The following is a 21,135-nucleotide window of genomic DNA, read 5'->3' on the forward strand; positions in this document are numbered from 1 at the left end:
TCGTCTCGCCTTCGGAGCGCCAGCGGCGTGCGCCGCCCGTTCTGCTATAGGGGGCCCGTGAGCATCGCGACCCACGAAGAAGGCCCGCTGCGGGGACCGAGCTTCTTCTTCAACCGCACGGCGCTCCGCTCGCTCGCGCTGGCCCATCGCTCCAGCTACGGCGCGGCGCGGCCTCATCCCCACGCGGTCATCGATGGCTTCCTGGGGGAGCCGCTGGCGTCCGAGCTGGCCGGCGTCTTCCCGGGCGCGACCGAGGCAGGCTGGAAGCGACGCGACCACCCCGAGCAGGCGGCTCGGCTGGGACAGCTTCAGCGCAAGGCCTTTGAAGACGTCCCCGGAGCGCTCCGGCACCTGCTCTCGGAGTTCTCCGGCATGGCGTTCATCGACTTCCTGGAGTCACTCACCGGGGTGCAAGGGCTCATCCCGGATCCACACTTCCGGGGCGCTGGGCTGCACCTCACGTTGCGTGGGGGGCATCTGGCGCTGCACGCCGACTTCAACCGAGATCGCTTCCGCGCGCTCTCACGCCGGCTCACCGTCCTCTACTACCTGAACCCCGGGTGGGAGCCCGCCTGGGGAGGCGACCTCGAGCTGTGGAGCGCGGACCTCTCCCGGTGTGAGACGCGAATCGCGCCGCTCCTGGATCGCCTGGTCGTGATGGCCCATGGCGACAATCACTGGCACGGACACCCCACCGCGCTGGAGTGCCCCGAGGGACGGGGTCGCGCCGCGGTCGCGGCCTACTTCTACACCGCGGAGGAAGCCCCCAACGCGCCGGAGCCCCACAGCGCCATCTGGGCGCCACAGCCCTGACTCTGCAATAGTTCTCCCGATGCCCGCCGCGCCCCCGAGCGACGACATCCTGATGGAGCCCGTGATGCGCCAGCACGCGGCGGCGTTCCATGCGCTTGCGTCGGACCCGGCGGTCAGCGCGACCACCCACCTTCCATCCCCCTTCCCGCCCGGCCATGCGGAGGCGTGGATTGATACCGCGATGGGTGCGCGAGCGAAGGGCGAAGCCTTCCACTTCGCCATGCTTCATCCCCAGGACGGATTCGTCGGCTGCTGCTCGCTGGTGGCCCTGTCCCCGAGAGCGCGGACCGCCCAGCTCTCCTATTGGGTCGGCCGGCCCTACTGGGGACGTGGCCACGCGACGCGCGCCGCGCGGTGGATGCTCGACTTCGCCTTCGAAACGCTGAAGCTCGACCGGGTCCGCACATGCGTCCTGGAGAGCAACACCGCGTCCCTTCGCGTGCTGGAGAAGCTCGGCTTCGAGCAGGTCCTGCGCGCGCCGAACAGGAACCCGAAGTTCTCGCTCGACGATGTCCTCGTGTTCTTCGAGCGCGCGCCCGAAAGCGACAGGAGGCCAGATGCTCCGAATCCGTGAAGCGCAACTGCGCGCTCTGGCGGCGGCCAGTGACGACAACCGCGTCGCGGCGATAGTCGACCGGCTCTACGTTGAGCATCCCGGCCACGTCGTGGGACAGGCGCGCGAACAGGTGCGGCGCCGGGTCGCATCGGCGCTGCGCAGGGCCCGGGGCTTCGGGCTGCGCGACGACCGGGACCTGCACGCCTTCGGCCTCCTCTGCATCGTCATCTCTGAGGCGTTCGACGCACATCCGCCCTTCCAACGGCTGCTGGCGGACCCCGCCGTGCCTCCCGAGGAGAAGATGACGCGCCTGTTCCAGGGCGCCACGGACGCGGACTGGCGGGCCGCCGCGGCCCTCGTTACCCCTCACCCGTCGCGCGAAACCCGGTGACGCAGCCCGATGGACTACCAGACCTCAGTCATCCAGGACGCGAAGTCCCTCCAGGACCTGCACGCACGCACGGCGCCCGGAAACGCATCGACTCAGATTCACGCGTGCGAACAGCCCCCGTCGGACCTCGTCTTCGCGGTGGAGCGCCTCTGGTTCCTGAATCACATCCCCGTGGAACACTATGTCTTTCCGCGGCCGGACGACCCCGTCTACTGCCTTCCTGGAAACGCCTCCCCGCCCAACAACCTGCTGCCCCCCCAGGCCTTTCCCGCGAATGGAGACCCGCACTGGCGCCCGGAGGACACGTCCATTCTTGGCAAGATGCAGCGGCTCGTCGAGACGAGTTGGCCGGTCGCGTATGTGCGGTCGGGCGCCTCCACGCCCCCTGCTCCGCCCATGGTGCGCGTCGTCCTGAAGGCCACCCCCGGCACGTCATCGGGGAAGATGTCGCGGCCGGGCAGCCGCTGGGTGCGCGCGGCGGAGAAGCCCGGCACGGGGCAAGGCCTCTACACGCATCACGCCCAGGTTGAATTCGACGAGTCGGGAATGGGCCAGGTGGACCTCCCGCTTCACGGCCTCCCCAGCACGGTGACCCTGCGCTCCGGGCTCGAGCTCACATGGGAGGTGGCGGAGAGCGGCCGCGAGTACACCCCCCTGGCGAAGAAGACGAAGCACACGCTCTTCATCGTGGATGCCACGCCCAAGGCCGGTCGGTTCAACATCCTCGCCTACAAGGGCGGCGCGTTTCTGGACGCGTTGTACTTCGGCTGCACCTGGGCGGAAGGTGCGCAGGGCCCCGCGGAGGTCATCCAGGCCATCTGGAAGAACTTCGTGGGCACGCCGGATCCCCACCCCGCCGGACTGGGATACTGGCTCACGGTGGAGCCCCTCCCCGAGGACGACTTCTTCCGCGCCGCGCGCCTGCGCCGGCTGGACCTGGGCACGGAGCATGCGGGCCGCAAGGTCAACGCGAGCTGCACCGCCTTCGCGCAGCTCTTCATCAACTGTCTGGCCGTGCATGGCATCGAGAGCGCGGAGGTCAAGGTCGCCCCCGCCGTCTCCACGGCCACGTCAATGAAGGCTCGCTTCAATTACGACGGCGTCGACTATGTGCCGACCAACAAGTTCCTCGTGCCCCCGCGTGCTCCCGCCCAGGGAAACCAGGCACTGGAACGAACCGACTCTCCTCATCACTGGGTGGTCTGCGTGCGGGAGAGCCAGGGGTGGTTGCTCTACGAGACATCCTTCGGCCTGGGCCCCTTCCCGCTCAAGCAGGCCCCCCACTTCACCGAGCCTGCTCCGAATACGCAGAACCACGCGCCGCATCCCCAGCGCTTCGAGCCGAAGGTGAACCACGAGTTCATCGCGCCAGCTGCCTACGAGCAACAAACCGTGGTGGGCTACATGTGCACGTACTTCGAGCCGACCCGGGGCGACGACCTCACCCAGATTCCCTCCCGCAACGACGACACCCAGCCGCAGCGGCCCTATCTGCTCTCCAAGGTCCTGTGGACAAACGCCACCGGTTGAGCGGAACGCCGCGGCCTTCAATCCCTTGCACGCATCCCCACGAGGTCAATATCAGAACCTGGCCTTGCGGACATCGTGGCACCTCCCGCAGGCGCGTCAACGCGGCGGCCCGCCCGTGCGTGTCAGGAAGCGTGTCGCCAGCAAGTCGTGGCGCCACACCCACGCCCGGCCAGCGCGCATTCCGCCCCGACGGACCGTGGTCCTCCCCTGAAGCCGATGCCCGCACGCCCGTCATCACCGTGCGAGCCTGAAAGGACGTCCCGGATGCCCCCCATCCCCTCCGATGCCCCCCAGCTTGTCGAGCTCGCCGCCCGCCACGGACTGAAGCTCGAACCCGACACGCTGTCGGTCAACGAGGCCGGACTCGACTATCGCGTCGTGATGGCGCGCGACCTCGAAGACACCCTGTGGGTCCTCCGCGTCCCTCGGCGTGAAGACGTCTCCGCGAAGCTCGCGGACGAGAAGAAGATTCTCGACTTCGTCGGTCCCCGGCTCGGCGTGGCGGTGCCGCGGTGGCAGGTCGCCGACCGGGAGCTCATCGCCTACCCCGCGCTGCCGGGCAAACCGGGGCTGACGCTGGACCCCGCGTCGGGCCAGCCGGTGTGGCACTTCGACCGCGAGTCCCGCGTCTATGCCCGCCACTTCGGTCAGCTCCTGCAGCGGCTGCACGCCATCGACATTGGCGCTGCCCGCCAGGCCGGCCTCGTCGTCGAAACGCCCGAGCAGGTCCGCGCCAACTGGGCCTCCGACATCGCCCGCGTCACCCAGGCCTTCGACGTGGCGCCGTCCCTCACCCAGCGCTGGGAGCGGTGGCTGGGCGACGATACCTACTGGCCCCGCTTCGTCGCGCTGACGCACGGGGAGCTGTACCCCGCCCACGTCCTGCTGGACCCGGACGACACCCCCACCGGCGTCCTCGATTGGACGACCGCCAAGGTCGGAGACCCGGCGCGCGACTTCGTCTTCCAGAAGATGCTCGGCGTGGACGCCGTGTTCGAGGCCACCGTGGACGCCTATGTCAAAGCAGGCGGGCAGGTCTGGGACCGCCTGGGCGACCACTGCGTGGAGCTGCTCGCCGCGTCGCCCGTGACCTACGCCCTCTACGCGCTGATCACCGGCCAGCCGGAGCACCGGGCGACCGCCCAGGCGCAGCTCACCCCGGACGCCTCCATGTAGGCACAGCGAGCCGGGCGGCGGGACAAGCTCCCGCCGCTCAGGTTTCACTGTCCAATCACGGCCTGGGGCGCTAGGTAGGGACGGCTCGATGGAGCTTTGATGACCGCTGCCCTCCTGTCCCTGTCCCTCGCCTTCACGCTCGTCACCGGCCAGTTCGCGCCCCAGCAGGCGGGAAGCGACCCGCTCGCGCCGGAGCTGGAGGCGCGTGCCCAGACGCTGGGCAAGCAGCTCCGGTGCGCCGTGTGCCAGGGCTTGTCCGTGGCGGACAGCCCGTCCTCCATGGCGCGCGCCCAGCTCGACATGATTCGCGAGCTCGTCTCCGAGGGGAAGAGCGACGCCGAAATCGTCGAGTACTTCGTCGCCCGCTACGGTGAGTGGGTGCTGCTCTCCCCCCGCGCGGAGGGCTTCAACTGGTTCGTGTGGCTGGGCCCGGTGGCGCTCGTCGCCGTGGGCGCCTTCGTCATCTGGCGGCAGCTCCAGCGCGGCGCGGGTGCCCCGGAGCAGACCGCGCCCGCGACCCCGACTTCGGAAGAAACGGCGGCCCCGGCCGCGCCCGCCGGAGCGCCTCCGGTGGATGAAGAAGACCCGTACCTCCAGGCCGTGCGCCGGGAGCTCGAGCGCTAGGAGCGCCAGGCCATGCAGCCGCAGACGACGAATTGGTTGCCCGGAATCATCGTGCTCGCCGCCACCTTCGTGTTGGCGGCCGGCTGGCTCCTCTTGCAGCGCCGCAAGGGCGCCCTGGCGTCGGCCGAGCCCCGCGACGGCGTGCTCGATGACCTGACCCAGCGCGCGCAGTCCCTCATCGACCAGCTCCGCGCGCTGGACGCGGAGAAGCACAACCAGGGCGCCGAACAGTACGCCGCCGAGAAGTCCCGCCTGGAGCGCGAGGCCGCCGCGGCGCTGCGCGCGAAGGACGAGCACCTCAAGCGCAAGGCCTCCGGCGAGGGCGTCCGCGCCCGTCCCCAGGCGCCTGCCCCCACCGGGTGGGCGTCTCGCAATCCGCAGCTGGTGGGCGCGCTGTGGGGCGCGGGCATCGTAGTGTTCTTCGGCGGGCTGGGCTACCTGCTCGTCTCCGAGCAGCAGACGCGCACCGACGGAATGGAGGCCACCGGCCGCATGCCCCCGGGCGGCGCCGCCGCGCAGCCGCAGGGCGCGGGCATGGGCGAGCAGATGCAGGAAGGCCCGGAGATGCAGGAGGCTCGCGCGCGGCTGAACGCCAACGCCGGAGACGTGGATGCGGCGGCGCTGCTGAGCCACGAGCTCATCCGCCGTCAGCAGTTCGACGAGGCCGTGAAGGTCACCGCCAAGGGCCTGGCCGCGGACCCCTTCAACGTCGAGCTGAAGGTGCACCGCGGCGTGCTGCGCGCCACCCAGGGCGACATGGCCGGCGCCGAGGCGGAGCTGACGGAGCTGGTGGACACCTGGCCGGACGCGCAGGAGGCGCTCATCTTCCTGGGCAGCCTCGCCCTGCGCCGCGGCGACAAGGCCACCGCGCTGGCCTACTTCGAGCGCTTCTCCGTGGAAGTCCCGCGAAACATGCAGCCGCCGCAGCTCGGCCCCGCGATTGCCCAGCTTCGCGCGGAGGTCGCGGGCGGCATGCCCTGACGCGCGGCCTCCTGGACAGCACCCGCGGCGCCGCTGGCGTTTTCAACACTCAGTGCACCGCGGCCCGCCGGCGGCGCAGGCGCCGCACCTTCTCCACCAACGTGTCCGGCATCGCCGCCTTGGCGCCGTTGCGCAGCAGGCGCGCCAGGGATTCGGACTGGGAGAACCAGCGCCCCTCCCACGTCCCGGCATGGACGCGCACGGACAGCGTGCGCCGCTGCTTGGACACCCAGTCGGACTTGTACGTCTCGGTGCCCCGGAGGAAGTCGTACTCCGTGAGGCCGGCCTCCATCGCGTCGCGGAACGTCTCTCCCACCAGCACCAGGCCCACGCTGCGGTTGCGCCACGCCGGGTCATAACCGGACTGGAAGTACACGAAGCTGTCGCGGTGGAGGATGCCGTACACCGACGCCACGGCCTGGCCACCCACCTTCATCGTGTAGAGGCGCAGCCGGCCCCGCTCCGCCAGGAACTGGGTGGCGTCGCGGTGGAACGCCTCCACGCCCGAGCCCTTGATGCCCTGCGAGCCCCCATCCGCCGCCCACCGCGCCGAGTGCAGGCGGAAGAAGTCCGTCAGCGGCGCCGCCAGCTCGCCCGGGGCGTCCGTGCGCTCGATGCGGTAGCCCTCCTGCTTCTCCAGCCACTTGCGCCGCCGCAGGAAGTTGTCGCGGCGTCCCGTGCGCTTGAGGAACGCGTCGAAGGGCTCACCCGGCGTCAGCGTGTCGTACGGACACACGTAGCGCGGCGCCACGCGGACGTCCTGCCCGAAGAAGGTGTCCCGGAGCACGTCCACGGTGGGCGAGTCCTCGCGCAGGTCCGACAAGTCCAACACGTCCCACTCGTCACGCAGCGCGTGCAGCATCCGCGCGAAGGCGCCCGCCACCTCGCGCTCACGGCCCCGCCGCGCCACGACATCCAGGTAGTCACTGCCGACGTGCGTCTCGCCCAGGAAGCTCAGCCGCCGCACCGGCACGCCGGTGACGCCCAGGTACTCGACGCCCAGCGGCATCAGGCCCACCAGCGTGCCCGCCGCGTCGCGCGCGGTCAGCACCAGCGGGCGCCGGCCCGTGGCGATGCGCCGGCACCACGGGTACACCCACTCCCAGGCATTGAAGGGCCCCGCGTCGCTCGCGTCCATCAGCGCGGCCCACTCCTCCCGCATCCCCGCCAGCGTGGAGAGGCTGCCCACGGCGCCTACCTCCAGCCGGTGCGCGGCCCACGGTCCCTGTGACAGCTCATCCTCCCGAATCAACGCCCGTCCTCCCGGAGGGGCAGACGCCCCTCCCCTGTCCCCTGAATGAACCTCAACCCGCGCGCTTCTTCGTCCGGTGGTCCGACTTCACGGCCTCGCGCGCCGCGTGCGCCACGTCCGCCATCACCTCCGGCGTCAGGTCCTGGTGGCACGGAATCTCCACGATGGAGCGCCGCAGCTGCGCCACCTCCGGGAAGGCCGCGGCGTCACAGGCCGGGTGGAAGCGCTTCCAGAAGTCGATGGCGTCGATGCCCTGCGCGCGCAGCCGCGCCAGCACCTCCGCCTTGTCCTGCACCACCAGCGGGTAGAACAGCGGGCAGGCGCCCGGCGGCAGCTGGTTGAACAGCGGCGGAGAGATGTCGCGCAGCCGGCCCAGCAGGAAGAAGTAGTTACGGCGCCGCTGCTCGACGATGGCTTCCAGGTCCTGGGCCTGGGCAATCCGCTTCGTCAGCGGGCTCATGCCCAGGTCCACGTGCTTGCGGTCGAAGTGCTGCGTGCCCGTGGCCACGCGCTTGATGCTGGCCGCCTTCACCGTGCCATGGCCCAGCGTGCGCACGGCGCTGCGCAGGGCCCGGCCGGCCAGGCCACCGCGCAGCTCCAGGTTCTGCAGCAGCGCGGACACCGTGTGGCTGAAGGTGGACGCGGACGGCGGCGCGGGCGGCTCCGGCAGGCTGTACTGGCGCGGGCCGTTGACGACCAGCGCGCCCCCATTGGGGACCGGCAGCGTCTTGTAGAGGCAGAAGATGCCCACGTCTCCCGTCGTGCCCAGCGGCACCGCGCCGTCGGAGGACAGCAGCGACAGCGCGCAGTCCTCGATGAGGATGAGGCCGTGCTGGTCCGCCAGCTCGCGCATCTGCGCGACGGGGCCCGGGAAGCCCGCGTAGTGCGTCAGGTACAGGGCCCGCGTCTTCGGGCCGATGCGCCGGGCCACGTCGTCCAGGTCCACGTCCCAGCGGCTGCCCACGCGGTAGAAGCGCGGCGTGGCGCCGGCGTCCACCAGGGCCTCCACCTCCACGCCGTGGTGGTAGGACGGCATCAGCACCTCGCCCGAGTCCAGCCCCAGCATCTTCACCGTCAGCCAGATGGCGTTGCGGGCGAAGTAGAAGTAGCGGACGTTGGGCGAGGAGAACGGCGGCAGCGCGCCGGGCTTCGGCCGCGACAGCAGCATGTGCGGCCACAGCGTGGGCAGTGACGGCACGAACAGCCGGCCAGAGTGCTTCATCGTCTCCATCGCGACACCACCTCTTTCACCGCGGGCCCCCACCGGAACTTGGCCGCACACAGCGCCCGGCCGAAGGGGGAGTCATTGAACACGTAGAGCCAGGTGTGGCGCCGGACCTCGTTCGTCCAGTCGCGCTTCCACACCATGTCCGGCCCCAGGAAGTCGAACTCGTGCAGGCCCCGGTCGATGCAGGCCCCGATGACCTCGTCCACCAGGAGCTGGCCCGGGCTGCACTCACGCAGGCGCTCGTCGTAGCCGGGCTTCAGCAGGAAGTAGCGCCCGCCGTATTCCAGGCCGTAGTGGAAGGCCACCGGCCGGCCGTCCAGCCGCAGGAAGTACAGCGCCAGCCGCTGGCGGTAGGCCGCGTCTCGCGCCAGCTCCGTGTAGAAGCCGCGCGTGCGCGCGTCCTGCGCCATGGCCGTGCCGCGCGCGCCCTTCCAGCCGCTCTGCTCCAGCAGGAAGCCTTCCTCCAGCGCGCCCTCCAGGCCGAGCCCGCTGTCCACCCGCTCGAAGGTGAGGCGGCCCTTCTCCTCCAGCTTGCGGCGGCGACGGCGGCAGTTGGCCTTGAACTTGGACTGCAGGCGCTGCTGGAAGGCGTCGCGCGCCTTGGGCAGCGGCACGTAGGGCGAGCGCAGGGACTCCCACGCTCCCACGGCCATCCCAGACTCGCGCGCCACCGCGTGCAGCCGCCAGGCGGCCGCACCGTCGGGGACATCCGTGAGCCGCAGCACATCCCAGCCACCAGCCGAGCGCAGGTGGGACACGAAGGCCGCCGCGGCGACCTCCGGTTCCTTCGCCACCAGGTCGAACCGGCAGGAGTGGGCGTTGGCCGCCGCGGACAGCTGCCGCACCGGGATGCCCAGCAGCGTCGTGCGCTCCTCCCACAGCGGGAGCACCGCGCCGAGGCTCCCGTCCGCGTCCCGCAGCGTCAGCACGCGCGGGCTCACACCGGGAACGAAGTTGTCCATCCAGACGCGGATGAACTCATGCCGGTAGAACAGCTCGTTGGAGGTGGCCTCCACGAGCGCGTTCCACTCGGACTCCAGGGCAATGAAGGCCGCGCGTCCCGTCACTTCGGTGACGCGCGGCGAGGCAGAAAGGTCTCTTGCTTCCATGAGGTGTCGGGCGCCCAAGGTGGGGATGGAGGTTCGCGGCTACAACCCGCTGCGGGCCATCTTCAGCAGGCAGGCGGCGACCTTGCGGCTGTCGTGTCGAATCCTGGACCCTGCCTTGAGGAGGTCCGCCTGCACCGGCACCACGCCCGCGCCAATCAAGTCGCGCGGGTTGGCCGACACGACGAACGAGCCGCGACGCGCATAGCGCCGGGACGCCTCTTCCGTGGGCAGCGTGCCGTTGACGAGCACCGCGTCCAGCACCGGCCCCACGTGGTCCGTGACGGCCTGCACGTGGTCCAGGCAGGACATGCCGTCCGTCTCCCCTGGCTGCGTCATCAGGTTGGCCACCATGACCTTCAGCGCGCGCGTCTCCTTGAGCGCCTGGGCCACGCCGTCCACCAGCAGGTTGGGCAGCACGCTCGAGTACAGCGAGCCCGGGCCGATGGCGATGAGGTCCGCCGTGTAGATGGTCTCCAGCAGGCCCTCAGTGGGCGGCGGCGAGCGAGGGCTCAGCGTGACGCGGCGCACCCGTCCATGCGCGCGGCAGATGTTGCGCTCCCCCACCACCTCCGTGTCGTCATGCATCTGCGCCACCAGCTGCACGGACGCCAGCGTGGACGGCAGCACGTGGCCCCGGGCGCCCAGCAGCTCCCCGGACATGCGCACCGCCTCCATGAAGTCCCCCTTCAGCTCCGCGAGCGCGGCGATGAGCAGGTTGCCCACCGCGTGGCCCGCCAGGCCGCGCGCCCCGCCGAAGCGGAACTGGAAGACGTCCTTGAGCGCGTTCTTTCCACCCGCCAGCGCCACCAGGCAGTTGCGGATGTCGCCCGGAGGCAGCGCGCCGTGTTGGCGCCGCAGACGGCCAGAGCTGCCGCCGTCGTCGCTCATGGCCACCACCGCGGTGATGTCGATGCCGGGCTCCCGCGCCTTCGGCGTCGCGCGCCGGGCCAGGCCGCGCAGCACCATGGGCAACCCCGTGCCTCCGCCGATGGCGACGATGCGCGTCGGCCGGTCCACCTGCCCCTGAAGAACCTCGTTGCCCTGGCCCTCCAGCTCCAGCTCCAGCCTGCGGCGGGCCTCCGCCCACTCCGCGGGCAGCGGCGCTTCCATGTCCATTCCCACCATGACGCTTACCCCCATCCACGACGCCCCAGCCCGCCTCCCCAGGCGGGCCCACCTCCCGGCCTCCCTCAGCGGAGGCCGGGAAAGCGAAATGCCCTACCGCGCCCCACGACCGAGAAGCACATGCCTCACGGTGTGGAAGATGATTCCCACATCCAGGAACAACGAACCGTTCTTCACGTAGTACAGGTCGAACTCGAGCTTGTTCCGCGCATCCTCCACCGACGCGCCGTAGGGGTAGCGAATCTGAGCCCACCCCGTCAGGCCTGGCTTCACGGCCTCCCGCAGGCCGTAGAATGGAATCTGCTGCTTCAACTGCTCGACGAACACTGGCCTCTCGGGGCGGGGCCCCACGAAGCTCATGTCTCCCGTCAGGATGTTGAAGACCTGGGGAATCTCGTCGATGCGCGCGCGGCGGATGAAGCGGCCCACCCGGGTGACACGGTCATCGTTCGCCTTCGCCCACACCGCGCCATGCTTCTCCGCGTCCGTGCGCATGCTGCGGAACTTCCACAGGTGATACGTGCTCCCGAACAGCCCGGTCCTTTCCTGCCGGTAGAAGATGGGTCCCTTCGAATCCAGCTTGATGGCCACCGCGACCAGCAACAGGAAGGGCGCGGACAGCATTAGCAGGAGGGATGCCACCGCGATGTCGAAGCCCCGCTTCAGCGTACGGCGCAGCGGGGACACGGTGAGCTCGTCCGCGAAGGCGAAGTCGCTCGCCCGCAGGAACTGCACGGGAATCCGGCGCAGCACCCGCTCGCAGAACCCCGTGGCCTCATACACCCGCCGGCCCTGGAGCCGGCAGCGCAGCAGGCCGTCCACCCAGTTGGCCCCGCGCATGTCGTCCGCGGCCTGCACGACATACGCCGCGTTCAGCCGGGCCGCCGTCTGCTCCAGCGTCTCACCGGAGGTGCGAGGGTCCGTCAGGCCCACGATGCGGTAGGTGCCCTCCCCGCCCGCTTCAATCGCGCTGGCCACCGCGCGCGCCTTGGGCCCCTCGCCGACGATGAGCACCGCGTGCGGGGCTCCCACCAGGGCGCGGATGGACACCCGCACCATCAACGTCCCGGCCAGGGCGCCCATCGCCCCACCCAGCAGCGTGCCCGGCGGGAGCTGCATCGGCACCACCAGCGGGGTGACGAGCATGACGCCGCCCGCCACCATCGCCGTGACACCCGCGGCCTTGAGGAACCGGTATCCCCTCACCCGGTCCTCCGCGGCCACACGGAGGTCATACAAGTCCAACAGGTACAGCGTGAACTGGAAGGTGATGACGAACGCCGCGCCCACCCACAGCAGCGTGGGCCACAGCTGCGACAGCGGCGTGTGCATCCCGTCAGGCGCGAAGAGTGCCGCGCAGGCCGCCGCGCCCATCACGCAGGCCAACGCGATTGCCGAACTTTCGGCGAGGAAGAACGTCAGCTTCTTTGCAGAGAAATAGTGGTGAAAAACGCGGAGCACGTGCCCCTCCAACCTACCCGCCCGACCCTCTCCCACCTCCGGCCCCGCCCCCTGTCACCAGGGGGCGGGCGCCGGAGCCGAAGCCACCCGCCGCTACTTCTTCTCGTAGTTCTTCAGGTACGGCGCCGAGTGGACCTCCGCGCCGTTCAGCACGCACCCGACGATGGGCGCGCCCCCCAGGCTCTCCACCGCCTGGTGCACCGCCTTGCCCGACGTCACGTTGGCGCGGATGACCATCAGCACGCCGTCCGCCTGGTGGCCCAGGATCGCCGCGTCCGCGAAGGGCAGCGTGGGCGGCAGGTCGATGTAGACCTCGTCGAAGCCCTCGCGCACCGCCTTGAGGAACTGCTTCATCCGGCCGCTCGCCAGCACCTGCGCGGTGTCCTCGGGGGTGACGCCCGCGGGGATGAGGGCCAGGCGCGTGGAGTTGAACCGCCGCACCACGTCCCGCACCTCGCAGTCCCCCGCCAGCAGCTCCGCCAGGCCCGTCTTGTTGCGCATGCCCAGCGTGGCCGCCACGCCGCCCCGGCGCAGGTCCGCGTCCACCAGCAGGATGCGGCGCTCCGGGTTCGCCCGGGCCGCGGCGAGCGCCAGGTTGACGCTCGTCACCGTCTTGCCCTCCCCCGGCATCGCCGAGGTGAGCGCGACGACCTTCATCGGCCGCAGGTCCCGCATCCGCTCCAGCCTGTAATAAAGGCTGCGGTACTGCTCCGCCGCGGCCGACGCCGGCGCCGTCAACGTCACCACCCGGCGGTCCACCGCGTTGCCGCCCGTCGGGTTGTCATCCACTCGGGGGAGGAAGTTGCCCGCCCGTTCCATCGTCTGATCCATGTCCGTCCTCCGTCCTTTTCCGGCGAGACTCAGTTCAACGTCGTGGGGTTGGACACGCTGTTTCGAGCCCCCGAAGCCGGCATCAGAATCCGCCGCTCCGTCTTGCCTTGCATTTCCGGGACCACCGCGAGCACAGGCAGCGTCAGGCGCTGGCGGACCTCGGTGCCATCGCGCAGGCTGTCGTCGCGCATCTCCAGGACTGAACCCGTCAGCACACCCAGGCCCAGGGCCAGGAGGAAGACGATGAGCATGCCCGCCATGCGGTCCGGCCGGGCCGGGGTCGCCGGCACGCCCGCCGGGGAGATGACGTTGAACAGGCTCTTGGCGCTCTTGGCCTCCAGCTCCTGCGCGATCTCCGCCTCCACCTTGCGGCTCACCACGCTCTGGTACTTGGTGCGCGCGATTTCGTAGTCGCGGTTCATCACCGCCAGCTCGTGCGCCCAGCGCGGGGTGTTGTTCAGCCGGCCCTGGTACGCCTCGGCCTGCTTCTGGAGGTCCTGAATCTCCTGCTGGATGTTGCCAATCAGCGAGGCCACGCGGGTGCGCTCGGCGCGCTCGGCCCACAGGCGGCCTTCAGCGTCCTTGCGGCGCGCGGACATGCTGTCCAGCTCCGTCTTCAGGCGCTTCACCTCCGGGTGGTCCTCCGTCCAGGTGGTGCGGGCGTTGACCAGCGAACGGGTGAGCCCGTTCTCCGCGGCCTCGAGCCGGCCGGCCTCGCTGTCCACCGCGTTGCGAGCGCGGGCCAGGTCGGAGCGACGCGCCTCGGCGACCCGCAGCTCCTCCGACTTCGTCTGGAGCTGGTGCGACACGCGCTCCAGGCCGCGCATGTTCATCTCCATCTGCTCGGGCAGCTCGCCCAGGTGGTCCACCTTGAACTGGGAGATTTTTCCCTCCCAGGCGCTGACCGCCTTGCCCAGCGCCACCATCTCCTCGTTGAAGAGGTCGGTGGCGCGCGCCGCCTGCGCCTGACGAATCTTCAGCGTCTCATCGGAGAAGATGGTCGGCAGGCGGTTGGCCACCTGCGCCGCCACCTGCGGGTCGCGGTTGGCGTAGGTGAGCTCGAAGGCCGTCTCACCCTCCACCCGCACCGTGAGGTCCTTGCGCATCTGCGCGACGGCGGACTCCATGCCCTTCTCCGAAACGATGTCCGGATAGAGGTTCATCTCCTCGATGGCCTTCTGGAGCACCGGACGCGCCAGCAGCTCCTGTCGAACGGTGAGCAGCCGCTGCTCGATGATTTCGCTCACCGTGCGCTGCACCATCTCCTCACCTGGCCGCTGCGGCTCCACGCGGACCACCACTGAAGCCTCGTACATGCTCGGCCGGGTCATCACGATGGCTGCGCCCACCAAGAAGACCACTGCTGCGATGGCACCGACCAGGGCCTTGCGTCGCCACAGGGCTCCCAGAAGCTGGTCTGCCGTCATCCCTCGCTCCATGTTCCGCTCCTCCTCCATCCCACGCGCTGTAGCTACCAAGGCGTCACCACCAAACGGACGGCGAACACATTGCGCGTCAGGTCCACCGCGCTCGCCGAATCCGCCAGCCCGACCTGAGCGATTCGATCCACCGCACCCTGCGCCGACAGGCGCCGGTCAATGCGGTACTCCACACCACCACTCACCGCGTAGCCCTGCGACACCCGCGGCGCTCCCCTGAACACGGCCCAGTCCAGCGACGGGGCCTGCCCGTTGCGGAAGAAGCTGGCCGCGCCAAAAAGCGAGAACTTCTGGGTGAACCGGCGCGCCAGCATCACCGACGCGTAGTCCGCCCACAGCGCGTTGGTGAAGCCGTTCGCGCCCACCAGGTCGTGTCCCATCGACACGCCCACGTCGAACAGCTCCCCCGCGCGCTGCAGCTCCACGTTCACTCGCGGAACCCACCCCCCCTGCTGGGCCACCGGCGCCAGGTACCGCACGGGGCCCGCCCGGACGGTGAAGGTGGTAGGCCGCGTCAGCCGATACCGCAACCCCAGCGCCGCGCCGTGCGACTGGCTCAGCGTCCCCTCATAGAGGAAGCCCTGGTACCGGTACTCCAGGCCCAGGCTGAGCCGGCGCGTGGCGCGGTACCAGCCTTCGATGGAGGGCGTGTGCGCGTACCCGGCGCGCTGCCCCACGTCGATGATGCGCACCGCCTCGAAGCGGTAGCCCGCGCGCATGTCCAGCCGCTCCGCCACGCGGTTCGTCACGCCCAGCGTCGCCTGCGTGAAGAACGTGGGCAGCGTGGAGCGCGCCAGGCCGTCACGCGGCAGCGAGCTGGGGTCCGTGACACGAAACACCCGGATCGCCGTGTCCAGCCGCAGCCGGCGCGTCATCTGGTGCCGGGCCTCCAGGCCGCCCCGGTGGTCCAGCGTCGTCCTGCCCGACCCATGCCGCATCAGCAGGTCGGCCGCGTAGAAGCTGTCCAGCGTGAGCCGCGCGTCCTTCGCCTCCAGCCCCAGCCGCGGCGTCACCTTCGTCATCAGCTGGCCGGTGCCGTCACCGCCCAGGCGCAGGTCGTCGTCGAACCGCTCCTCGGCCGTCAGCCGAAGCCGGGGTTCCCACACCGTCGCGGCCTGCGTGGCGGGCGCACCGAACATGAGGCCCGCCAGTAGCCACTTCTTCCAGTTGCCCTTCACCGTCGCCCTCCGTCCCGTACGCCAACCACCGCCCACGTCCACGACACCCACCGCGGCATCACAATTCACGGAACGACGACGGTGTCACCCGGACGGAGCATGACCTCGTGTCCGCCATCCGGAGAGATGAGGTCGCTGTAGCGCACCGGAATCTGGCCGCCCTTGCTGTCGGTGCGGATGACCACGATGCCGTCCGAGTTGGCGAAGTCCGTGAAGCCACCCGCCAGCGCGATGGCCTGCAGCAGCGACACGCGGCCGCGCAGCGGATAGGCGCCCGGGTGAGCCACCTCGCCGGTGACGAACACGCGGCTGCTGTTCACCTCGCGGACAATCACCGTCACGCGCGGCTCCTGCACGTACGGCTGATAGGCCGCCTTCAGCGAGTCAGCCAGCTCCGTGGGCGTCTTGCCCGCGGCGTGGACCTCGCCCACCATGGGCATGGAGATGTAGCCATCCGGACGGACCGGCAGCGTCCGGGACAGCTCCGCGTCACGCCACACCGCGATGTCCAGCACGTCCTCACGGCCAATCCGGTAGGGCTGCTCCGTGTTGTCCACCTTCACCTGCGGCTGGTGCGCGCAGCCCCCCAGGAGCATCACGCCCAACACCGTCCAGAACCCCGCGCTCGTCTTGCCCATCGTCAGCTCTCCCTCAAAAGCGTGTGTCGCGCTCCCGGCCCCACCGCGGCCGAGCGCTGCTTCCGGCTGCGTTGCCTTAGCAGCGCGTGTGCCACGTACTGGAGGGAGGGAAAGCCCTTGGATAGCAGTGGGTTACGAAGTGCCCTCCTGGGCGACCCCATGGGGTTCAGGAAATTTTTCCGGCATCGTACCCGCGTCGCACCCGGTGCTTTCTTCAGGCATTGCGCTGAACGGGGAACGACTTTTCCCTCCGCGCCCCCTCGCGCTTCCCATTTCCCCGGGGCTGGAGGCTGGCACGCGTCTTGGATTGAGGTTCGCGCGAGGCAGTGAAGTCCACGGCGCATGATGCGTGCGCGAGAACGAGGGAGGGTCGGATGAGGAAGGCGGCTGGGGCGGTGGCGGCGTCGTTCGCGATGGGCACGGGAGCCATGACGGTGATGGGTGTTGCCTTCGCGACGCAGATGGAGGCCGCGGTGGTCGCGGTGGTGGGCCTGGCGTTGTACGCGAGCAGCGCGCTGCTCACGAACAAGGCGCCGGCGGCGGCGGCCACCAGCGTCGCGAAGCAGGCGTAGTCGTCCGGAGGCAACAAAAGAGGCCGGGTGCCCCCGCGTGGCGGCGCCGGGCCTCTTTCATTATGGTGCGCCGCCATGGCCAAGCCACAGTACTGGCTCATCAAGAGCGAGCCCTCCGTCTACGCCTACGCCCAGTTGGAGAAGGACGGGAAGACGGAGTGGACCGGCGTGCGCAACTTCGAGGCGCGCAACAACATCCGGGCGATGAAGCCCGGGGACCTCTGCCTCTACTACCACTCCAACGAGGACAAGGCCGTGGTGGGCGTGGCCCAGGTCCTCACGCCGCCGGGGCCGGACTCCACCGTGCCCGATGAGGACTGGGCCGCCACCTTCATGGGGCCCGTCATTGCCTTCACCCAGCCGGTGGACCTGGGCACCATCAAGGCCACCGCCGCACTGAAGGATTTTCCGCTCGTCACCCGCGGCCGGCTGAGCGTGGCGTCCGTCACCGCCACGCACTTCAAGCAGGTGTTGAAGATGGGGAAGACAGTCCTACCGAAGTAGTACGGTGACACTGGTGGGGCGCCACCCGCCGAGGGCATACTCCGGCGCCGTGAGCGCCACTGACATCCGCAAGATTCCGGCTCGGGAGACGCGCGGCCTCCGCCACGCCATCCTCCGTCCCAACCAGCCTCCGGACATGGCCGTCTATCCCGGGGATGATGACGCGGACACGCTCCACCTGGGCGTCTATACGGCGGGGCGCCTGGTGGGCGTGGCATCCTTGTATCGGGAGCCGCCGCCGGACGCGCTGCGTGCCACCACGGCCTGGCGCCTGCGAGGCATGGCGGTGGACGCCACCCTGCGTGGGCACGGCCATGGCGCCGCCCTCCTGAAGGCCTGCGTGGAGCATGCGGCACAGCAGGGCGGCTCCCAGGTGTGGTGCAACGCGCGGCTGACGGCCTCCGGGTTCTACCGCGCGCAGGGCTTCGCGCAGCGAGGCGAGCCCTTCGACCTGCCCGGCATCGGCCCGCACCACCTCATGTGGCGCAACCTCGGAGCCTCGTGATGACCACCCTCCCCGACCTCGACCTCATCCGGACCTCCATCGAGCGCATCGACGAGGAAATCCTCGATGCCATCCGCCGCCGCATGGCGCTGGCGGACGACGTGGCCCGGGCGAAGCTGGCCGCCGCCGCGCCCTTCCGGGACCAGCGCCGCGAGGATTTGCTGCTGCGCCGCATCCGCACCCGCGCCGCGGAGCACGGCCTGGACCCCCACGAGGTGGAGCGCATCTGGCGGCTCTTCATCGACATGTCCGTGGCCCGGCAGCACGAGCTCGTCACCCGCCTGGACACCACGCCCCTGCGCGTGGCCTACCCCGGCGTGGAGGGCTCCTACAGCCACCTGGCCGCGCGCCGCCGCTACGGCCACCGCGCGGGGGGCGTGCTGCTGTCCGGCTTCGACCACGCGCGGGAGGCCGTGGAGGCGCTCCGCCGCGGCGAGCAGGACCTGGTGCTGCTGCCCATTGAAAACACCACCGCGGGCAGCATGAACGAGACGTACGACTTGCTCGCCGAGGGCGGCGTGGTCATCACCGCGGAGCTGGTCAGCCAGGTGGACCACCGCCTGCTGGGCCTGCCGGGCGCGAAGCTGGAAGGGCTGCGGGAGGTGCTGTCCCATCCGCAGGCGCTGGCGCAGTGCGAGGCGTTCCTCCGGGAGAAGGTGCCCTGGGCCCGCGCGGTGCCGGACGTGGACACCGGCGGCGCGGCGCAGAAGGTCCGCGAGCGCAACGACGCGTCGGTGGCGGCCATCGCCAGCGAGACGGCGGCGCAGCGCTTCGGCCTGGAGGTGCTCGCAGGCGAGCTGCAGCCGGCCTTCGACTACACGCGCTTCGTGGAGGTGGGCCGCGAGGCCACGCCCCTGGCGCCCGGGGTGCCGTGCAAGACGTCCCTGCTGGTGGTGCTGGAGCACAAGCCCGGCACGCTGGGAGAGATGCTCCAGCGGCTCACCCTGCGCGGGGTGAACCTGAGCAAGCTGGAGTCGCGCCCCATTCCGGGGCAGCCGTGGCAGTACCGCTTCTACCTGGACGTGGAGGGCCACGCCGCCTCCGCGGCGGTGACTGCGGCGCTGGACGACATCCGGCCGCTCACCTCGTCGCTGCGCGTGCTGGGGACGTATGCGCGCGCGGAGGCGCCTCATGCCTGAGTCGCCGCGGCGCATCGCCTTCCAGGGCGAGCCTGGCGCCTACGGAGAAGAGGCCCTGCGCGCGCTGCATGGCGCAGGCGTGGAGGCCGTCCCCTGCCTCACCTTCCGCGCCGTCTTCGAAGCCGTGGCCGAAGGCCGCGTGCACGGCGGCGTGGTGCCGGTGGAGAGCTCGCTGGGCGGGCCCGTGGCGGAGACGGTGGACCTGCTGCTGGAGCATGACGTGCCGGTGACGGGCGAGCTGTCGCTGCGCATCCGCCACTGCCTGCTGGCCCCGCCGGGCCTGGCCCTGGATGACGTCCAGCAGGCGCTCTCCCACCCGCAGGCCCTGGCGCAGTGCGCGGGCTACCTGCGCCGGCGGGGCATCACCCCGCTGCCGGAGACGAACACCGCCATCGCCGCGCGAAAGGTGGCGGAGGAGAAGCCTCCGCACACGGCCGCCATCGCCAGCCGCATGTCCGCGGGCCTGTATGGACTGGCCGTGCTGGAGGAAGGCGTGGAGGACTCGCCGGACAACTACACGCGCTTCGTCTCCCTGGGGCCCGCGCCCGAACGGACCTGGACGCGGCGGAAGACGGCGCTGGCCTTCACCGTGGAGAATGGACCGGGCGCGCTGTACCGCGTGATGAGCGCCTTCTCCTCGCGCGGCCTCAACGTGGCGCGGCTGGAGTCCCGGCCACAGCGCCGCGCCTGGGAGTACGTGTGGTGCCTGGACGTGGACGGCGCGCTGGAGGACCCGCGGGTGCGCGAGGCGGTGGCCGCGGCCCAGGCCGCCTGCGTCACCCTGCGGGTGCTCGGAAGCTACGGCGTGGTGTGAGGTTCGCTCAGGCGCTGGTGGCCTGGAGCCCGTCACCGTGCTGCACGGCCGTCTCGTACGCGGAGCGCACCAGCTGGACGTAGCGCTGCAGCGCGGGGAGCTGCTCCATGCGCAGCGCCTGGGGCCCGTCACACAGGGCGGCCTCCGGCTGCGGGTGGAAGTCCACCAGCACCATGGACGCACCGGCGATGATGCCCTGGCCAATGGCGTGGAAGACGTCCGGCAGCCCGTCCGGCGGCGGCGCGGCCTGGCCAATGGCGTGCGACGGGTCCACGCACACCGGCAGGCGCGTCAGCCGGCGCACCACGGGCACATGGGCGAAGTCCACCATGTTGCGGTGCGGGTCACCCAGGTGCGTCTTCACGCCGCGGAGGCAGAAGATGATTTTCGGGTTGCCCTCGCTCGCCACGTACTCACACGCGTTGAGCGACTCCTCCAGGGTGATGCCCATGCCGCGCTTGAAGAGCACCGGGAAGACCCGCTGCTGACCAATGCTCTTGAGCAGCTCGAAGTTCTGCGCGTTGCGCGTGCCCACCTGGAGCATGACGCCGGTGGCGTTGCCGGAGCGCTCCAGCGCGTCGCGAATCTCGTCGATGTGACGCGGGTGCGTCACCTCCATCGCGATGACCTTGATGCCGTGCTTGCCCGCCGACTCGAACACCCAGGGCAGGCAGGCGGCGCCCAGGCCCTGGAACTCGTAGGGGTTGGTGCGGGGCTTGTAGGCGCCCATGCGCGTGGTGCGGATGCCGCAGCGAGCGAGCGCCGCCATCATCGTGTCCACGTTCTCCGGGTTGTCCACGGCGCACAGGCCGGCGAACACATTCACGGAGCGCTCGTCGAAGCTGACGCCGTTGTACTCGAAGCCCGCGGACGTCCGCTGGCCCTTGTGCCGGCCGATGACGCGGTACTTCTGCGACACGCGCACCACCTGCCGCACGCCCGGAATCTGCTCGAAGGGCTCCACCGGCACCTGCGCCGTGGAACCCAGGAGGTAGATCTCCGTAATCGTGTACTCGGAGCCCCCGATGACGTGCGTCCGAGGCGTCACTCCCTTGTACTGAGCAGCGACCTGGAGGACGGCGGACACCACGGACTCAGGCGAGTCCGGCTCGAGCATGACGATCATCTTGGGTTCTCCCGGGCGGCGTTGTCGGACTTTACGCGAATTGCGTGAAGTATAGCGGAAAAAGGCCGCGTCGGGTGTAACACTTCGACCCGCTTTGCCGCGTCCGGACTTGAAACCGGAATGGGGTTTCAGGTCGTCCAGGC

At 70.2% G+C, this 21,135-nt stretch carries 22 protein-coding genes; 12 read left to right on the forward strand and 10 right to left on the reverse strand.

Going from position 1 to position 21,135, the window contains the following annotated elements:
• Positions 1-57 precede the first annotated feature (57 nt).
• The 7 genes from HV826_RS17020 to HV826_RS17050 all read left to right on the forward strand — a co-directional run bounded on the left by HV826_RS17020 (position 58) and on the right by HV826_RS17050 (position 6,071).
• The gene (locus HV826_RS17020; protein WP_176418084.1) at positions 58-813 is read left to right on the forward strand and encodes a 2OG-Fe(II) oxygenase; all 756 of its coding nucleotides are present in this window, start codon (positions 58-60) and stop codon (positions 811-813) included.
• A 19-nt stretch (positions 814-832) separates the two neighbouring features.
• Positions 833-1,387: a GNAT family N-acetyltransferase gene (locus tag HV826_RS17025; RefSeq protein WP_176418085.1), complete on the forward strand. Its 555-nt coding sequence runs from the start codon at positions 833-835 to the stop codon at positions 1,385-1,387.
• Entirely contained in the window at positions 1,371-1,760 is a 390-nt protein-coding gene (locus HV826_RS17030; RefSeq protein ID WP_176418086.1) for a hypothetical protein, read from the forward strand. The genes HV826_RS17025 and HV826_RS17030 overlap by 17 nt, the downstream gene beginning before the upstream one ends.
• A gap of 9 nt (positions 1,761-1,769) precedes the next feature.
• Complete coding sequence (locus HV826_RS17035) at positions 1,770-3,290, forward strand: hypothetical protein (protein WP_176418087.1); 1,521 nt, start codon at positions 1,770-1,772, stop codon at positions 3,288-3,290.
• Between the two features lie 264 nt (positions 3,291-3,554).
• A complete protein-coding gene (locus HV826_RS17040) occupies positions 3,555-4,466 on the forward strand; it encodes a macrolide 2'-phosphotransferase (RefSeq protein WP_176418088.1) in 912 nt (303 codons plus the stop codon).
• 99 nt (positions 4,467-4,565) lie between these two features.
• Complete coding sequence (locus HV826_RS17045; protein ID WP_163785852.1) at positions 4,566-5,090, forward strand: cytochrome c-type biogenesis protein; 525 nt, start codon at positions 4,566-4,568, stop codon at positions 5,088-5,090.
• Positions 5,091-5,102: 12 nt separating this feature from the next.
• Positions 5,103-6,071 (forward strand): tetratricopeptide repeat protein, encoded by a 969-nt coding sequence (locus HV826_RS17050; RefSeq protein ID WP_176418089.1) that lies wholly within the window; start codon positions 5,103-5,105, stop codon positions 6,069-6,071.
• Between the two features lie 49 nt (positions 6,072-6,120).
• Here HV826_RS17050 and HV826_RS17055 read toward each other — a convergent pair whose 3' ends face one another.
• The 9 genes from HV826_RS17055 to HV826_RS17095 form a co-directional block, all read right to left on the reverse strand.
• Complete coding sequence (locus HV826_RS17055) at positions 6,121-7,323, reverse strand: GNAT family N-acetyltransferase (protein ID WP_176418090.1); 1,203 nt, start codon at positions 7,321-7,323, stop codon at positions 6,121-6,123.
• Between the two features lie 52 nt (positions 7,324-7,375).
• Positions 7,376-8,545, reverse strand: a complete 1,170-nt coding sequence (locus tag HV826_RS17060) for a DegT/DnrJ/EryC1/StrS family aminotransferase (RefSeq protein WP_176418091.1) — start codon at positions 8,543-8,545, stop codon at positions 7,376-7,378.
• Entirely contained in the window at positions 8,542-9,660 is a 1,119-nt protein-coding gene (locus HV826_RS17065) for a GNAT family N-acetyltransferase (RefSeq protein ID WP_176418092.1), read from the reverse strand. Before HV826_RS17065 ends, HV826_RS17060 begins: the two co-directional genes overlap by 4 nt.
• Positions 9,661-9,699: 39 nt before the next feature.
• The gene (gene yvcK / locus HV826_RS17070) at positions 9,700-10,785 is read right to left on the reverse strand and encodes a gluconeogenesis factor YvcK family protein (protein ID WP_176418093.1); all 1,086 of its coding nucleotides are present in this window, start codon (positions 10,783-10,785) and stop codon (positions 9,700-9,702) included.
• A gap of 93 nt (positions 10,786-10,878) precedes the next feature.
• Complete coding sequence (gene exoE, locus HV826_RS17075; protein ID WP_176418094.1) at positions 10,879-12,246, reverse strand: polyisoprenyl-phosphate hexose-1-phosphate transferase ExoE; 1,368 nt, start codon at positions 12,244-12,246, stop codon at positions 10,879-10,881.
• Positions 12,247-12,339: 93 nt separating this feature from the next.
• A complete protein-coding gene (locus HV826_RS17080) occupies positions 12,340-13,077 on the reverse strand; it encodes a CpsD/CapB family tyrosine-protein kinase (RefSeq protein ID WP_013939805.1) in 738 nt (245 codons plus the stop codon).
• 29 nt (positions 13,078-13,106) lie between these two features.
• Positions 13,107-14,534 (reverse strand): Wzz/FepE/Etk N-terminal domain-containing protein, encoded by a 1,428-nt coding sequence (locus HV826_RS17085; RefSeq protein WP_176418116.1) that lies wholly within the window; start codon positions 14,532-14,534, stop codon positions 13,107-13,109.
• Positions 14,535-14,548: 14 nt separating this feature from the next.
• Positions 14,549-15,694: a hypothetical protein gene (locus tag HV826_RS17090; protein WP_176418095.1), complete on the reverse strand. Its 1,146-nt coding sequence runs from the start codon at positions 15,692-15,694 to the stop codon at positions 14,549-14,551.
• A 65-nt stretch (positions 15,695-15,759) separates the two neighbouring features.
• On the reverse strand, positions 15,760-16,332 hold the full coding sequence (locus HV826_RS17095) for a polysaccharide biosynthesis/export family protein (RefSeq protein ID WP_163786869.1): 573 nt from the start codon (positions 16,330-16,332) through the stop codon (positions 15,760-15,762).
• 374 nt (positions 16,333-16,706) lie between these two features.
• Here HV826_RS17095 and HV826_RS17100 point away from each other — a divergent pair, with 374 nt between their 5' ends.
• From HV826_RS17100 to pheA, 5 genes are all read left to right on the forward strand, one after another.
• Positions 16,707-16,904 (forward strand): hypothetical protein, encoded by a 198-nt coding sequence (locus HV826_RS17100; RefSeq protein ID WP_176418096.1) that lies wholly within the window; start codon positions 16,707-16,709, stop codon positions 16,902-16,904.
• 75 nt (positions 16,905-16,979) lie between these two features.
• The gene (locus HV826_RS17105; protein WP_176418097.1) at positions 16,980-17,408 is read left to right on the forward strand and encodes an EVE domain-containing protein; all 429 of its coding nucleotides are present in this window, start codon (positions 16,980-16,982) and stop codon (positions 17,406-17,408) included.
• 49 nt (positions 17,409-17,457) lie between these two features.
• Positions 17,458-17,913, forward strand: coding sequence for a GNAT family N-acetyltransferase (locus HV826_RS17110; RefSeq protein ID WP_176418098.1), 456 nt, complete (start codon positions 17,458-17,460; stop codon positions 17,911-17,913).
• Entirely contained in the window at positions 17,913-19,052 is a 1,140-nt protein-coding gene (locus HV826_RS17115) for a bifunctional chorismate mutase/prephenate dehydratase (protein WP_176418099.1), read from the forward strand. Before HV826_RS17110 ends, HV826_RS17115 begins: the two co-directional genes overlap by 1 nt.
• A complete protein-coding gene (pheA, locus tag HV826_RS17120) occupies positions 19,045-19,866 on the forward strand; it encodes a prephenate dehydratase (RefSeq protein WP_176418100.1) in 822 nt (273 codons plus the stop codon). The genes HV826_RS17115 and pheA overlap by 8 nt, the downstream gene beginning before the upstream one ends.
• Before the next feature lie 7 nt (positions 19,867-19,873).
• On the opposite strand, the gene HV826_RS17125 is transcribed toward pheA, so the two are convergent.
• Entirely contained in the window at positions 19,874-20,992 is a 1,119-nt protein-coding gene (locus HV826_RS17125) for a 3-deoxy-7-phosphoheptulonate synthase (protein WP_176418101.1), read from the reverse strand.
• Between the last annotated feature and the right edge of the window lie 143 nt (positions 20,993-21,135).

This window comes from Myxococcus sp. AM010 (genome assembly GCF_013372585.1).
GTDB classification, from domain to species: Bacteria; Myxococcota; Myxococcia; order Myxococcales; family Myxococcaceae; genus Myxococcus; species Myxococcus vastator.

Bases quoted from the DNA above. Each gene is read 5' to 3' on its own strand.
- HV826_RS17025 (WP_176418085.1), top strand. From the start codon at position 833: ATGCCCGCCGCGCCCCCGAGCGACGACATCCTGATGGAGCCCGTGATG.
- HV826_RS17030 (WP_176418086.1), top strand. From the start codon at position 1,371: ATGCTCCGAATCCGTGAAGCGCAACTGCGCGCTCTGGCGGCGGCCAGT.
- HV826_RS17035 (WP_176418087.1), top strand. From the start codon at position 1,770: ATGGACTACCAGACCTCAGTCATCCAGGACGCGAAGTCCCTCCAGGAC.
- HV826_RS17040 (WP_176418088.1), top strand. From the start codon at position 3,555: ATGCCCCCCATCCCCTCCGATGCCCCCCAGCTTGTCGAGCTCGCCGCC.
- HV826_RS17045 (WP_163785852.1), top strand. From the start codon at position 4,566: ATGACCGCTGCCCTCCTGTCCCTGTCCCTCGCCTTCACGCTCGTCACC.
- HV826_RS17050 (WP_176418089.1), top strand. From the start codon at position 5,103: ATGCAGCCGCAGACGACGAATTGGTTGCCCGGAATCATCGTGCTCGCC.
- HV826_RS17060 (WP_176418091.1), bottom strand. From the start codon at position 8,545: ATGAAGCACTCTGGCCGGCTGTTCGTGCCGTCACTGCCCACGCTGTGG.
- HV826_RS17065 (WP_176418092.1), bottom strand. From the start codon at position 9,660: ATGGAAGCAAGAGACCTTTCTGCCTCGCCGCGCGTCACCGAAGTGACG.
- yvcK (WP_176418093.1), bottom strand. From the start codon at position 10,785: ATGGTGGGAATGGACATGGAAGCGCCGCTGCCCGCGGAGTGGGCGGAG.
- HV826_RS17080 (WP_013939805.1), bottom strand. From the start codon at position 13,077: ATGGATCAGACGATGGAACGGGCGGGCAACTTCCTCCCCCGAGTGGAT.
- HV826_RS17085 (WP_176418116.1), bottom strand. From the start codon at position 14,534: ATGGAGGAGGAGCGGAACATGGAGCGAGGGATGACGGCAGACCAGCTT.
- HV826_RS17095 (WP_163786869.1), bottom strand. From the start codon at position 16,332: ATGGGCAAGACGAGCGCGGGGTTCTGGACGGTGTTGGGCGTGATGCTC.
- HV826_RS17100 (WP_176418096.1), top strand. From the start codon at position 16,707: ATGAGGAAGGCGGCTGGGGCGGTGGCGGCGTCGTTCGCGATGGGCACG.
- HV826_RS17105 (WP_176418097.1), top strand. From the start codon at position 16,980: ATGGCCAAGCCACAGTACTGGCTCATCAAGAGCGAGCCCTCCGTCTAC.
- HV826_RS17115 (WP_176418099.1), top strand. From the start codon at position 17,913: ATGACCACCCTCCCCGACCTCGACCTCATCCGGACCTCCATCGAGCGC.
- pheA (WP_176418100.1), top strand. From the start codon at position 19,045: ATGCCTGAGTCGCCGCGGCGCATCGCCTTCCAGGGCGAGCCTGGCGCC.
- HV826_RS17125 (WP_176418101.1), bottom strand. From the start codon at position 20,992: ATGATCGTCATGCTCGAGCCGGACTCGCCTGAGTCCGTGGTGTCCGCC.